13 protein-coding genes are annotated in these 12,620 nt (G+C 68.0%); 5 read left to right on the forward strand and 8 right to left on the reverse strand.

Annotation, left to right across the window (positions count from 1 at the left end; all coding sequences use genetic code 11):
• Complete coding sequence (locus ACFPQ5_RS12445) at window positions 1-1,923, reverse strand: PAS domain-containing hybrid sensor histidine kinase/response regulator (RefSeq protein WP_379755725.1); 1,923 nt, start codon at window positions 1,921-1,923, stop codon at window positions 1-3.
• Between the two features lie 215 nt (window positions 1,924-2,138).
• Between ACFPQ5_RS12445 and ACFPQ5_RS12450 the strand changes: the two genes are divergently transcribed.
• Entirely contained in the window at window positions 2,139-3,263 is a 1,125-nt protein-coding gene (locus ACFPQ5_RS12450) for a DNA topoisomerase IB (RefSeq protein WP_379755728.1), read from the forward strand.
• A 26-nt stretch (window positions 3,264-3,289) separates the two neighbouring features.
• Entirely contained in the window at window positions 3,290-4,369 is a 1,080-nt protein-coding gene (locus ACFPQ5_RS12455) for an L-dopachrome tautomerase-related protein (RefSeq protein ID WP_379755731.1), read from the forward strand.
• A 36-nt stretch (window positions 4,370-4,405) separates the two neighbouring features.
• Here the strand turns inward: ACFPQ5_RS12455 and pncB are convergent, their stop codons facing one another.
• The 7 genes from pncB to ACFPQ5_RS12490 form a co-directional block, all read right to left on the reverse strand.
• The gene (pncB, locus tag ACFPQ5_RS12460; RefSeq protein ID WP_379755734.1) at window positions 4,406-5,596 is read right to left on the reverse strand and encodes a nicotinate phosphoribosyltransferase; all 1,191 of its coding nucleotides are present in this window, start codon (window positions 5,594-5,596) and stop codon (window positions 4,406-4,408) included.
• Window positions 5,597-5,606: 10 nt separating this feature from the next.
• Window positions 5,607-6,095, reverse strand: coding sequence for an SET domain-containing protein (locus ACFPQ5_RS12465; RefSeq protein WP_379755737.1), 489 nt, complete (start codon window positions 6,093-6,095; stop codon window positions 5,607-5,609).
• 154 nt (window positions 6,096-6,249) lie between these two features.
• Window positions 6,250-7,374: a TIGR03118 family protein gene (locus tag ACFPQ5_RS12470; RefSeq protein ID WP_379755740.1), complete on the reverse strand. Its 1,125-nt coding sequence runs from the start codon at window positions 7,372-7,374 to the stop codon at window positions 6,250-6,252.
• A 96-nt stretch (window positions 7,375-7,470) separates the two neighbouring features.
• The gene (locus ACFPQ5_RS12475) at window positions 7,471-8,184 is read right to left on the reverse strand and encodes a TorF family putative porin (protein WP_379755743.1); all 714 of its coding nucleotides are present in this window, start codon (window positions 8,182-8,184) and stop codon (window positions 7,471-7,473) included.
• On the reverse strand, window positions 8,142-9,455 hold the full coding sequence (locus tag ACFPQ5_RS12480) for a S8 family peptidase (RefSeq protein ID WP_379760101.1): 1,314 nt from the start codon (window positions 9,453-9,455) through the stop codon (window positions 8,142-8,144). Before ACFPQ5_RS12480 ends, ACFPQ5_RS12475 begins: the two co-directional genes overlap by 43 nt.
• The gene (locus ACFPQ5_RS12485) at window positions 9,455-10,072 is read right to left on the reverse strand and encodes a zf-HC2 domain-containing protein (protein ID WP_379755746.1); all 618 of its coding nucleotides are present in this window, start codon (window positions 10,070-10,072) and stop codon (window positions 9,455-9,457) included. Before ACFPQ5_RS12485 ends, ACFPQ5_RS12480 begins: the two co-directional genes overlap by 1 nt.
• The gene (locus tag ACFPQ5_RS12490; protein ID WP_379755749.1) at window positions 10,069-10,668 is read right to left on the reverse strand and encodes an RNA polymerase sigma factor; all 600 of its coding nucleotides are present in this window, start codon (window positions 10,666-10,668) and stop codon (window positions 10,069-10,071) included. Before ACFPQ5_RS12490 ends, ACFPQ5_RS12485 begins: the two co-directional genes overlap by 4 nt.
• A gap of 174 nt (window positions 10,669-10,842) precedes the next feature.
• Here ACFPQ5_RS12490 and ACFPQ5_RS12495 point away from each other — a divergent pair, with 174 nt between their 5' ends.
• From ACFPQ5_RS12495 to ACFPQ5_RS12505, 3 genes are all read left to right on the forward strand, one after another.
• Window positions 10,843-11,208 carry a nuclear transport factor 2 family protein gene (locus tag ACFPQ5_RS12495; RefSeq protein ID WP_379755752.1) on the forward strand — a complete coding sequence of 122 codons (366 nt, stop codon included), beginning with the start codon at window positions 10,843-10,845 and terminating at the stop codon, window positions 11,206-11,208.
• A gap of 51 nt (window positions 11,209-11,259) precedes the next feature.
• A complete protein-coding gene (locus ACFPQ5_RS12500; RefSeq protein WP_379755755.1) occupies window positions 11,260-12,093 on the forward strand; it encodes a helix-turn-helix domain-containing protein in 834 nt (277 codons plus the stop codon).
• A 73-nt stretch (window positions 12,094-12,166) separates the two neighbouring features.
• A complete protein-coding gene (locus ACFPQ5_RS12505; protein ID WP_379755758.1) occupies window positions 12,167-12,607 on the forward strand; it encodes a hypothetical protein in 441 nt (146 codons plus the stop codon).
• Window positions 12,608-12,620: the final 13 nt, after the last annotated feature.

Here is a 12,620-nt window from a genome sequence, read left to right on the forward strand (position 1 = left end):
CTAGCGCGCCACGCCTGCCAGGATCGCCGCCAGCGCTTCGAGATCGACCGGCTTGACCAGGTGGTGGTCGAAGCCGGCGGCCAGCGTCGCCTTGCGGTCGTTCTCCTGGCCGTAACCGGTGACGGCGACCAGCACCGCGTCCGCCGTTTCCGGCTGGGCGCGCAGGCGCCGCGCCAGCTCGTTGCCGTCGATGCCGGGCAGGCCGATATCGAGCAGGAACACGTCCGGCGCCTCCGCGCGGCTGCGCGCCAGCGCCTGGAAGGGATCGTGTTCGACCGCCACCCGGTGGCCCGAGGCCTCGAGCAGCATCGCCAGCATGGCCGCCGCGTCGACGTTGTCGTCCACCACCATCACGCGCAGCGGACCGGCCGCCGGCGGCGTCTCTCCCGCCTCGTCGGCCGCATGGGCGCCGGCGCCCTCTTCCTGCACCAGGCGCGGCAGGCGCACCGTGAAGCGGCTGCCCTTGCCGATACCGGCGCTGCTGCAGGTGACCGCGCCATGATGCAGCTCGACCAGGCTGCGCACCAGCGCCAGCCCGAGCCCCAGTCCGCCCGAGGCACGGTCCGAGCTGCGCCGCGCCTGCGCAAACAGCTCGAAGGCGCGCGCCGCCAGTTCCGGCTCCATGCCGATGCCGTCGTCCTCGACCGCGATCACCACCTCGACGCCCTCGACGGCGACGTCGAGCTCGATGTGGCCGCCCTCGGGCGTGTACTTGGCCGCGTTGTTGAGAATGTTGACGATCACCTGCACCAGGCGCTTTTCGTCGCCCATCACCATGACCGTCCCGGACGGCAGGCGCAGCTTCAGCGTGTGGCCGCGCGCCTGGATCGGCGGCATGGCCTGTTCGACGGCATTGCCGGCGATGGCGCGGATGTCGAGCGCCTCGTTGCTGAGTTCGACCAGGCCGCGCGAGACGCGCGAGACGTCGAGCAGGTCGTCGATCAGGCCCGTCATGTGGCGCACCTGGCGGCTGATGATCCGGCTGCTGTGCTGCACCCGCTCGGCGTCGAGCCGGGGCGCCTGCAGCAGCTGCGCCGCCGCGCTGATCGGCGCCAGGGGATTTCTCAGCTCGTGCGCCAGCATGGCCAGGAACTCGTCCTTGCGCCGGCTCGATTCGCGCAGCCTTTCCTCGGATTCCTTGCGGGCGGTGATGTCGCTGGCGGCGCCGATCCATTCATAGATCTCGCCGGCCGCGTCCAGCATGGGAACGGCGCGCGAAAAGGCCCAGCCGTAGCTGCCGTCGAGGCGGCGTACGCGGTGCTCCAGTTCGTAGACGGTCCGGGTGCACATCGCCCGTTCGATCGCTTCGTGGACCAGCGCATGGTCCTCGGGCGGGATGTAGGCGTCGATCCACAGGCGGCGCGGATCGCTCGTGTCCTGCAAGAAGCCGCGCCCTTCGAGCTGGTGCAGTTCGGTCCAGTCCGGGCTCTTGCGGTAGACCACTTCGGCGCTGGCGCTGACCAGGGCCCGGAAGCGCTTTTCGCTCTCGCTCCTGGCCACCTCCGCGCGCACCATGGCCGTGACGTCGCTGGTGCTGTGCGAAATGCAGACCAGCTGCCCGTCGGGACCGAAGATCGGCGTGCTGACCGCATTCCAGAAGCGCTCCTCGAAGCGCACCTCGCCCGAGGGCAGCTCGACGCGGATCGGGTAGCGGATCGCCGGCAGGATATCGACCTGCCCGGTCGCGGCGACGCGCGCGAGCGAACGGCGCAAGTCGTCCTCGCCGGTATCGTTCGGGTCCTCGGCATTGCGCGGAAAGGCGACGAACAGGCTGGTGCCGACCAGCTCCTCGCGCCGCCGTCCGGATGCGTTCAGGAAGGCGTCGTTCACCGCGAGGATCGTTGCCTCGGGCGTGGGCGAAAGCAGATAGTGCCCGGTCGGGGAGGCATTGAAGACTGCTTCGTAGAGCGCTACTGGAACCATCGGCGGGAATACCCTGGGTAATGAACATTCGAACAACACGTCATCGGGCATCTTATCCGATTCCCGTGCAGCGGGGAACGTTAAATCGTGCCGGGAGAATGTCACAGCCGGCCTCGCCCCCATGCATGCGCCTGCGTTAGCTCCCGAACGGTGCGCGCCCGTGAGAAGCGTAAGATCGGCCGGGCCTGTTTCCAAGTTTCCACTGCGAGCCTCCTATGACCCTCGACGCCCAGACGCCGCAAGACCCGGCCCCGCTCAGCGATCCGCCCGCCGCCGCCAAGGCCGCCGGCCTGCGCTACGTCCACGACGACCGGCCCGGCATCCGGCGCGAGCCGGCCAAGGAAGGATTCGATTACTTCTCCTCCAAGGGCGAACCCGTCGAGGACGAGGCGACCCTGAAACGCATCAAGTCGCTCGCCATCCCGCCGGCCTGGACGGAGGTCTGGATCTGCCCCCAGGCCAACGGCCACCTGCAGGCCACGGGACGCGACGCGCGCGGACGCAAGCAGTACCGCTATCACCCGAAATGGCGCAGCGTGCGCGACGAGGTGAAGTACGAGCGCATGATCAATTTCGGCAAGGCCCTGCCGGCCATCCGGGCCGAGGTCGACCGCGCCCTCAAACTGCCCGGCCTGCCGCGCGAAAAAATGCTGGCGACCATCGTCTACCTGCTCGAGGCGACCATGATGCGGGTCGGGAACGAGGAATATGCGCGCACCAATAAATCCTTCGGTTTGACCACATTACGCAACCGCCACGTGAAGGTCGACGGCAGCGACGTCGAGTTCAAATTCCGGGGCAAGAGCGGCGTGTACCACAAGATCCACGTGCACGACCGGCGCCTGGCGCGCATCATCCGCAGCACGCGCGACCTGCCGGGCCAGGAACTGTTCCAGTACATCGACGAGGACGGCGAGACGCGCAGCATCGATTCGGCGGACGTCAACGATTACCTGCGTTCGATCACGGGCGAGGACTACACGGCCAAGGACTTCCGCACCTGGTCGGGAACCGTGCTGGCGGCGCTGGCCCTGCAGGAATTCGAGAAGTTCGATTCCGAGACCCAGGCCAAGAAGAACGTCGTGCGCGCCATCGAATCGGTGGCGCAAAAGCTCGGCAACACGCCCTCGGTCTGCCGCAAGTGCTACGTGCACCCGGCCGTGCTCGACGCCTACATGGAAGGCGCCGTCATCGAAGCCATGCGCGAGCGCACCGAACAGGAACTGGTCGAGGACCTGCACGCCCTGCAGCCCGAGGAAGCGGCCGTGCTGGCCATGCTGCAGCAGCGCCTGGCGCACGAAGCCGAAGCCGCCAACGGGACCCAGAAGAAAGCCGCATGATCCACCCAACCATTCGAAAGAACTTCATGACCGATAAAAACACCGTCGATTTCCAGGAAGGCCGCTGCAGCATCGAGTGCGTGGCCCAATTCGAGCACCAGGTGACCGGCGTCACCGTCTCCGAAGACAATCGCATCTTCGTCAACTTCCCGCGCTGGACCGAGGACACGGCGGTGTCCGTGGCCGAGCTGCTGGCCGACGGCAGCGTCAAGCCCTACCCGGACGAGGAATGGAACGCCTGGCGCAACGCCCGCAAGGACGAGCTGACGCCGGACGACCACTGGGTCTGCGTGCAGAGCGTCGTCGCCGACGGCCGCGGCAGCCTGTGGGTGCTCGATCCGGCCGCCCCGGCGCAAAGCCACGTGGTCGACGGCGGACCGAAGCTGGTGCGCATCGACCTGGCCACGAACAAGGTCAAACAGACCATCGCCTTCGACGAGGAGGCAGCGCCGCAAGGCTCCTACCTGAACGACGTGCGCTTTTCGCTAGAGGGCGACTATGCCTACATCACCGATTCCGGCGTGAAGGGCGCGCTGCTGGTCGTCGAGGTCGCGAGCGGCAAGGCGGCGCGCGTGCTCGACGGCGACGAGTCCACGCAAATGAAGAAGGGACTGGACGTGAAAGCCGACGGCAAGGTGCTGCGCCGTCCGGACGGACGCGGCGTCGAGTTCTCGGCCGACGGCATCGAGCTGTCGAACGATGGGCAATACCTGTACTGGCAGGCGATCAAGGGCGACACGCTCTACCGCATCAAGACCGACGCACTGCGCGGCGCCGGCATGCGCGGCGAGGATGTCTCGGGCGAAGTCGAGAATTACGGCACCAACGGCGTCAACGACGGCCTGCTGATCCCGCGCGGCACGAATCGCATGCTGCTCACCAGCGTGGAAGAGAATGCCGTGCGGATGCGCGACCTCGACAAAGGCCCGCAAGCGCCGATCCAGACCCTGGTCCAGGACGAACGCCTGCGCTGGCCCGACACCTTCAGCCAGGGACCGGACGGCACCGTCTACGTGACGACCTCGCACATCCAGGATTCGGCTTTCTTCAAGCCGGATGCGCCGCCCGCTCTGCCGACGCAGCTGTGGAAACTGCAGCCGGCCTGAGGAAGCCGTGAGCGAGGCCCTTGGCCTCGCCCCCCCCTACGACCCCGTGTGCTGGAACACCTGGCGCAGGTAGGCCATGAAAGTCTCGTCGGTGCACATCGACTTGCCGGGCGTGTCCGACAGCTTGGCCACCGGCTGGTTGTTACAGCGCGTCAGCTTCATGACGATGTTCAGGGCTTTATATGGCGTGTCGTTGGTGAGCTGGGTGCCGATGCCGAAGCCGGTCTGGGTGCGGTCGGCGAAATGGCGGTACAGGGCCAGGGCCTTCGGCACCGTCAGCGCGTCCGAGAACACCAGGCGCTTGGTTCGGGCGTCGATGCGCAGCCTGGCGTAATGCGCCAGCGCCTTTTCTCCCCACTCGGTCGGGTCGCCCGAGTCGTGGCGCAGGCCGTCGAAGAGCTTGGCGAAATACAGGTCGAAGTCGGCAAGAAAAGCGTCCATGCCGACCACGTCGGTCAGCGCGGTGCCGAGGTCGCCGCGGTATTCCTGCACCCAGTCCTCGAGCGCCGCCTTCTGGAAGTCGCGCAGGCGCACCGGGAAGGCCTGGAAGGCCTGCATGTACTCGTGTGCCATGGTCCCGATCGGCACCAGGTTGTATTTTCTCGCCAGGTGCACGTTCGAGGTGCCCTTGAAGAACTGCGGCAGCTCGCGCGCCAGCGTCGACACGACCTCGTCCTGCCACTCGCCCGAGAAGCGGCGGCGCACGCCGAAGTCGAAGAATTCGAAGGGATTGGCCCGCTTCGGCTCCGCATCGAAAGCGCGGAACTGCTCGACCTTCAGCGCCAGGCGCTTGCGCGCCTCCTCGATCGCGGCTTGCTGGTCGAAGCGGCGGAAGTACAGCTCGTTGACGATGTAGAGCACGTAGATCTCGAAGCCCATCACGTGCACGATCGGGCCGGTGGCGCGGATGCGCAGGTGCGGGCCGTCGGTCTCCACCGTGATGAACTTGCGCTGGAAGCGGAACACGGTCAAAAAGTCGGCGAAGTCGCTTTTAATGAAGCGCAGGCCGCGCAGGTAGGCGATCTCCTCGTCGGTGAACAGCATCTCGCACAGGTGGTCGAGTTCGCGTTCGACTTCTTCCTTCAGCTCGGCCAGCGGATACTCGGGCTGGTTCCGGCACAGGAATTCGTACTCGCCGTGCGCGTTCGGATGGCGGTGCAGCAGCGCCTGCCACATCGTGAATTTGTAGAGATCGGTTTCCAGCAGGCTGCGGACGATGGGCTTCATGGGTCTTCCTTTACGCCTTTTTCTTTGCGCGTTTTTTCGGCGCCAGCATGGTGCCGGTGCAGCCGGGCGTGCCGCAGCGGCACTCGAACAGCTTTTTCAGGGCCGGCGTGTGACGTTCGTCGTAGACGAGCGCGTAATTGTAGTTCAGTTCCTGGCCCGGCTCGATCGGATGCAGGGCGTGGATGTAGACCCGGCCCTCGTCCTCGTAGGCTTCGCAGTTGGGCGAGCAGGCGTGGTTGATCCAGCGCGCATCGTTTCCGCGCTTGCCGCCGTCGATGACGCGGCCGTCGTGCAGGCTGAAGTAGAAGGTGTGGTTGACCGGACCGCCGCGGTCCTCGGCGCGCTGGGTCGCCTCGTCCCAGCTGATGCGTTCGCCGCGGTATTCGATGATGCGTTCGCCGGGATCGATGTGGCGCCGGGCGAAGACGCCGTTGCCGTGGACGGGGGATTTCTTCACTTCATAGGCCGGCTCGGCCTTGGCTGCGGTTTTGGTGGGCATGTAGGGTTCGTTGACGGTCGATGCACGGATTGCATCCTTACTATTATGGTACGTTTTTACCGTCTGTGCCGCACATCAGTATCCACCGCAGTACAAATAAAAAGGCGCGCGCCGCGGACTGCATCCGCGACGCGCGCCGAAGTACCACTGCCGATTACTGGAGTTCGATCTTGCCGTACTGCCCGTGCGTCTCGTTGGCCGGCCCGGCCGTATAGAACAGGGTCGTGGTGGGCTGCTGCTGCACCCCGTTGCCGAAGGCGATGCCCCACAGGCCGTCGATGACGATCGGCGACTTGTCGGCGCGGCTGAGCGTGCCCATCAGCGCGCCGGTGGTCGGGTTGTAGGCATTGATCTTGCCGTCGCCGAAGTTCGCCACCAGCAGGCTGTTGCTGAAGTCGCCAAAGGCGGCGGGCGCGATCGCCATGCCCCATGGCGCGTTCAGGGCGCCGCCGGTAGCGACGCGGGCCACGAAAGCGCCACTCGTATCGTAGGCGTCGATCACGCCCAGGCCGGCGCCCTTCACCTCTTCCGTGCCGGCCGCGTTACGCTGCGCGTAGGAGACATAGATACGGTTGCCGGCCGCCTGGATGCCGAAGGGCGCGTAGCCGGCCGGCAGGTTCGGATCGACGAAGGCGCCGCCGGGCAGGGTCGCGCGCTGGAAGTTGGCGTCGTAGACGTCGATGCGGCTGTTGCGGAAATCGGTCGCGTAGATGAAGTTGGCGCCGTTCGCGCTGGCGATCGCCAGGCCCTTGTAGTTCGAGGCGCCGCCCGTGTCCACGGTCGTCACCGCATTGGTGCGGTTCACCGTCGGCGACCAGCCCGACACGGTGCCCGCTTCGCCGACAAAGATGAAGGGGCTGGCGCCGGTGACGCCGTTCTGGGTCACCTTGAAATCGGTGCTGGCATTGAAGACGATGCCGGTCGGCTTTGCCGGCCCGGCGCTGCCGGCAGGGATCGCGACCACCAGGGTCTGCGGCACGCCGGTGCCGTCGTACAGGGTCGAGGTCGACGTGCCCTGGTTGTTGATCCAGACGAAGCCGGTCGGGTTGAAGGCGATGCCCCAGGCATTCACCAGGTTCGGGTCGACGTGGGCGGCGGGCGCAGTGTCGGCCACCAGCACGGTCGCGGCATAGGCGCTGGTCGCGACCGGCGGCGTGACGACGGGCGGCGGCGCCGGGTCGTCGTCGTCGCCACCGCCGCAGGCAACGATGCCGGCGGCCAGGACGGCGCCGGCCAGGACGGCCCTGAACCAGGCGGCCGCTTTCGGATGAATGCTCATGGCTGCTCCTCGCGTGATGGGGTCGGGAAGATGACGTCCCGTTGATACCCGTGCGGCGCGGCGCGGTTCAAGAAGATGCGGAAAAATCGGGCCTGCTCAGAAGCCCAGGCTGGCGCCGGCGAACAGCGCGCGGGCGCGTGGGGCGCCGAGGCCGGGATCGCGCTGGCGGGCTTGCAGGCCGACTTCGATGCTGACGTCGCCGCTGCTTGTTGCGATATCGGTCGCGAGGGCGGCGCGCAGGTCGATGCGGCTGCGTGCGGCGGCCCCGTAGCCGCTCAGCCAGTGCAGCAGGCCGGCGTGGCCGGTCAGGCGCCAGCGTTCGCCGAGCGGACGAAAGCCGTTCAGTTCGAGGTAGGCGCTGCGGCCCGCGCCGTAATACGAAGGCGACAGCGACAGCCTGGCGCTGGCGTGGTCGGCGCTGATGCCGGCATAGGCCTCGACGTAGCTGTTGCGGGCGTCGCGCAGGAAGACGGCGCGGCTGACGCCCGCGTCCCAGCTCCAGCCCGAAGGCAGGCGGCGCGCGTAGCCGGCGTAGCCGATCGCCAGCGCCGTGGCGGAACTGGCGCGCAGGCGCACGCGCGAGGCGAAAGCGCCCCAGTACCAGCCGCTGTCCGCGTCGTGATCGATGCGCAGCTGCGGCGCGGGATGGCCTTCGCTCAGCGACAGGCCGCGCAGGCTGTATTCGGAGACGAGGCTGACGGTCGTACCGGTTTGTGCCTGCGCGCCGCCGCCGAGGGCAGACAGGGCGACAGTAAGGCCGGCAAGGGCTAGGGAGAGTGTTCGGCGGTCGTTGCGGCGGTCGGGATACATTGGCAAACGCAGGCTCCGGCGGCGCGCCCGAGGACTGCGCATGCTCCTATGCTACCAGCTTGTCCCGCTTGCAGGGCGAGCGTGCGCACGGTTCGCTGCTCCCCCTCCTCTTCTCCCAGGCGGCTGCGCAGCTGGGCCGGCGTGATGGCGGGCCGCAGTTCGGCCAGCAGGGCCGCCAGACCAGACACGTGCGCCGCCGCATACGAGGATCCCGTCACCAGGCCCCAGCGTGCTCCGGGCAGGCAAGTCGGCACGTCGGCGCCGGGTGCGCGCAGCGTGCCGGCCGGCGCGGCAGCCGCGCTGCCCGCCTGGGCGACCGCGATCACGCCCGGATGCGAAGCCGGAAAGCCGCCATCGAGACGGCGCGGGTCGAGCGCCCCGACCACCGCGATGCCGCGCGCCAGGGCCGCGTCCAGCAAGGCCTGCAGCAGGCGGTCGGGCGGCCCGCTCAGGCTCAGGTTGATGATCTTCGCGTCATGCATCAGCGCGTAGTTGATCGCCCGCCCCAGCGTAAAACTGTTGCAGCGCACCGGGGCGCCAGGCCGCTCCCAGCAGGCGCGCAGGGCCAGCAGCCGGGCCTGGGGCGCGACGCCGGCGATGCCGACGCCGTTTCCCGCGCGCGCGGCGATGATGCCGGCCACCGCGGTGCCATGCGCTTCCGGCACGTCGGGCGCGCCGTCGACGAAGTTCTCGTGCAGGGCCACCTGCCCAGCCAGGTCCGGGTGGGCCGGGTCGACGCCGCTGTCGATCACCGCCACCGCGACCTTGCGGCCGGTGCTGGCGCGGTGCAGCGCCGCCAGCTGCCAGTCGCGCCCGGCCGGCTGCACGCGGTAGAGCGGGTCGCCGGCGTCCATGCCTTCGTAGAGACTGACCGGCTGCGCCCACAGCACGCGCGGATCGCGCGCCAGCGCCGCCAGCGCGCGCTCGACCGGACCGCCGCCCGCCTCTTCCATCACGAAGCAGTCGACGCCGATCGCCGGCATCGGCCAGGCGTGCACCAGCTTCAGGCCGTGGCTGCCGGCCAGTTCCGCGGCCAGGCGCTTGCGCGCGGCGCGCGCCGCATCGCCGGTGTAGCCGCCACCGTAGGCGCTGTCGGGGCGGAAGTGCTGGGGCGGGAGGCGCAGCATCACCAGCACCTGGCGTGATGGTTCAGCTTGAGATGCTGCGGCCTCAGATGCTGCGGCTTCGGGCGCCGGCGCTTCCTGCTCGGCGCGGCAGGCGCTTGTGCCCAGCAGCGCCCACAGCGCCAGCGCGGCCAGGGCCAGGCGCATCACGGCCGGCCTTCGGCGCCGAGCGGCTCGGCGAGCAGCACCGCCGGCTCGGCGCGCAGCCGCGCCAGCAGCTCCGCCGCGTCTTCCTGCGGCAGGGCCAGCACCCAGGCATCGGTCACGGTCGGTCCGTCGACGATGCGCGCGCCGCTGGCCTGCACGATGCGGCGCAGTTCGCGCTCGCTCGTCTCCGGGCGGAACACGACCACGGCCTGGCCCTGCACCGCCGGCGCCGCACCCAGGCCGCGATACGCATCGCTCGCGTCGCCGCGCCAGATCAGCAGGGCCGCCAGCAGGACGATCACGCCGCACTGGGCCAGGGCGGCGCGGCGCAGCCAGCGGGGGTCGTTGGCGGCTGCCGGCGGGCGTCCAACGACAGGCGCGTCGATGCGGTCGAATAGCTTTGTCAGCGCCGCATCCGGGTCGCAGGGCGGGTCCGGCAGCTCGGCGGCAGCGCGCAGGCGGCGCAGCGTTACCAGGTCGGCGCGGCAGGCGGCGCAGTCGGCCAGGTGGGCCTCGGCCAGCGCCCTGTCCTCCCCGCCCAGGCGGCCGCTCAGCAGCCAGGGCAGGTTTTCCTGGGTGGCGCGGTGGGCGTCGTCCGGATTCGCGCGCGCGTTCATGGCCGCCCCTCGAGCTGGCCTTCGAACAGCAGCGCCAGGCGGCGCCGCGCGTGGAACAAACGGGTTTTCACGGTGTTGACGGGACAGTCCATGATCTCGGCAATCTCGGCGCAGCTCATGTCGTGATAAAAGGCCAGCTGGAAGGCGGCGCGCTGGGACAACGGCAGCGCGTCGAGCGCCGCGCCCAGCGCGTGCGCGAGGCACAGCTGTTCGAAGCGCTGTTCGGGCTGGCAGTCGGCCTCGCCGGCCAGGGCGTCGGGAAAGGATTCGAGCGGATCGTCGAGCCGGTGCAGCATCTTGCAGGCGCGCCGGTAGGCGATCGCGAACACCCAGGTCGAGACCTTGCAGCTGCCGTCGAAGGTGTCGGCCTTCTGCCAGACGACGAGCATGACGTCATTCACGATCTCCTCGATCAGCGGCGCGCTGCGCGTCATGCGCTGCAGGAAGCGCGTCAGGCGCGGGAAGTAGCTGCGGTACAGGACTTCGAAGGCGTGCCGGTCCCCGCCCGCCACCAGGCCGACCAGTTCGGCGTCCCGCTCGACCACCAGGGCGATCGGCCGCGCCGCAGGCTGCGTTTCATGGGTCCGGCAATCCACGCCTGCATCTCCGCTGTTTTCGGTGAATACCCTGCCGCGCCAAGCCGGTTCACATGCCGACCGCTTTTCATTCTACCGCCAACACACCCGATTACCTTGGAGGTAATCGCCAGGCGCCCTGCCTGAACGGAGAATTGCTTCCGTCGACACGACATTCAACCAACGGAGGAGATCATGGAACACGCTTACAGTCTCGCCAAGCAATACCTGGCCGCCTGGAACGAACGCGATACGCCCGCCCGCCGTGCCCGGGTGGCGCGCCTGTTCACGCTGGACGCCGAATACCTCGACCCGATGATGCAGGGCGCCGGCCACGACGGCATCGACGCCATGATCGCCGCGGCCCAGCACCATTTTCCGGCGCACCGCTTCGCCCTCGCCGGCACGCCCGACGGCCACCACAACGTGCTGCGCTTCGGCTGGACGCTGCACGGGCCCGACGGCGCGGAGGTGGTGCGCGGCTTCGACGTGGCGACCGTAGACCAGGATGGGCGCCTGGCGCGGGTCACCGGTTTCCTCGACGGACCGGCGGCTGCTTGAGTTCGCGGAGGGGATCGGACACAATCGGCGGCAACCCACTCAGGAGGCTCGATGGACACCTGCGCGAACGCCGCCGCCAGCGGCATTTTTCGGGACTTCGCCGCGGCCCTACGCTACTGGCGCGCCAAGCGCGGCTTCAGCCAGCTGCGCTTGTCGACCGAGAGCGATATCTCGCAGCGCCACCTGAGCTTCCTCGAAACGGGACGCGCCCAGCCGGGGCGCGAGCTGATCCTGAAACTCGGCCTCGTGCTCGACATCCCGCTGCGCCAGCGCAATGCCATGCTGCTGGCCGCCGGCTTTGCGCCGGCCTACCGCGAGCGCGCGCTGACGGACCCTGAACTGGACGCCGTCAAGCAGGCGCTCGACTTCATGCTGGCCCAGGCCGCGCCTTATCCGGCGCTCGTCGTGGACCGCCTGTGGAACCTGCTGATGCACAACGAGCCGGCCGCGCGCATGCTGCGCTTCTTCCTCGGCATGCCGGTGGACGCGCCGATTCCCGGCGACGGCGCGGTCAATGTATTAAAGATGACGCTGGATCCGAACGGGCTGCGGCGCTGGATCGTCAACTGGGAAGACGTGTGCACGGACTTGCTGCACTGGGTGCAGCGCGAGGCCATGGGAGATGGGCCCGAGAGCGAAGCGGCGGTGCTGCTGGACGAGCTGATGGGCTTGCCCGGCATCGAGGCGGCTGCGCGCCAGCCGAATCTCGATCGGCGCGCCCTGCCCTTCCTGCCGGTGATCTTGAGCCGCGACGGCGTGGAGCTGAATCTGTTCACGACCATTACCACGCTCGGGACGCCGCACGATGTGACGGTGCACGAGCTGCGGCTGGAGTCCTTCTTTCCGGCGGATGAGGCGAGCAGGCAGTGGTTTCAGGCGCTGTAGAGTCGACGCGGTCGTCATGGGGAGTCGCCGCATTCGCCGCATGCACCTGTTTGGGTGCTTGCGTTGGCGTTGATTGCTGGAAAGCCAATATCATGTCAGGATAGACATTTTTTTTGGCGCTGCCATGACAGATATAGTCGTTCTCTTGCCTGCCCTGCTCGGAATTCTCTTCATCGCCTGGTCCTTACGCCTGGCTGCGCGATTGCTGGGTCTACGAAATTACGTGTCCTGGAAACTCTGTTTCATATTTTCCTTGATCCTCTTTTCGCTCGCCCTCGCAAGAAAAGCCAGTGGCCTGGTCTTGAGCGACCATATGCCGCCATTGCTGGGTATGCTTATCGGCGTCGCGTTTTCGCTGGCAATCGGTAGCTGGTTCTTCGGCAAGTATGCAAAGGGCCCAGCCATGCATCCTCTTGGATGGCAAACGGGCGCGAAACTAACCGCTTGCTCGTTTGCGCTTGTCGGCCTTCCCGCGCTCGCCCTGTTTGCCTTGGGGCGACTCCTGGTCGGCTGAGCCTTGCAGACGG

Source organism: Massilia suwonensis, assembly GCF_042655665.1.
Lineage (GTDB): Bacteria > Pseudomonadota > Gammaproteobacteria > Burkholderiales > Burkholderiaceae_D > Telluria > Telluria suwonensis.

What these genes read in the sequence shown, in the direction of transcription:
- pncB (WP_379755734.1), bottom strand. Translation starts at nt 5,596, where the DNA reads ATGAAGCCCATCGTCCGCAGCCTGCTGGAAACCGATCTCTACAAATTC.
- ACFPQ5_RS12495 (WP_379755752.1), top strand. Translation starts at nt 10,843, where the DNA reads ATGGAACACGCTTACAGTCTCGCCAAGCAATACCTGGCCGCCTGGAAC.
- ACFPQ5_RS12475 (WP_379755743.1), bottom strand. Translation starts at nt 8,184, where the DNA reads ATGTATCCCGACCGCCGCAACGACCGCCGAACACTCTCCCTAGCCCTT.
- ACFPQ5_RS12470 (WP_379755740.1), bottom strand. Translation starts at nt 7,374, where the DNA reads ATGAGCATTCATCCGAAAGCGGCCGCCTGGTTCAGGGCCGTCCTGGCC.
- ACFPQ5_RS12465 (WP_379755737.1), bottom strand. Translation starts at nt 6,095, where the DNA reads ATGCCCACCAAAACCGCAGCCAAGGCCGAGCCGGCCTATGAAGTGAAG.
- ACFPQ5_RS12455 (WP_379755731.1), top strand. Translation starts at nt 3,290, where the DNA reads ATGACCGATAAAAACACCGTCGATTTCCAGGAAGGCCGCTGCAGCATC.
- ACFPQ5_RS12445 (WP_379755725.1), bottom strand. Translation starts at nt 1,923, where the DNA reads ATGGTTCCAGTAGCGCTCTACGAAGCAGTCTTCAATGCCTCCCCGACC.
- ACFPQ5_RS12500 (WP_379755755.1), top strand. Translation starts at nt 11,260, where the DNA reads ATGGACACCTGCGCGAACGCCGCCGCCAGCGGCATTTTTCGGGACTTC.
- ACFPQ5_RS12480 (WP_379760101.1), bottom strand. Translation starts at nt 9,455, where the DNA reads ATGCGCCTGGCCCTGGCCGCGCTGGCGCTGTGGGCGCTGCTGGGCACA.
- ACFPQ5_RS12485 (WP_379755746.1), bottom strand. Translation starts at nt 10,072, where the DNA reads ATGAACGCGCGCGCGAATCCGGACGACGCCCACCGCGCCACCCAGGAA.
- ACFPQ5_RS12450 (WP_379755728.1), top strand. Translation starts at nt 2,139, where the DNA reads ATGACCCTCGACGCCCAGACGCCGCAAGACCCGGCCCCGCTCAGCGAT.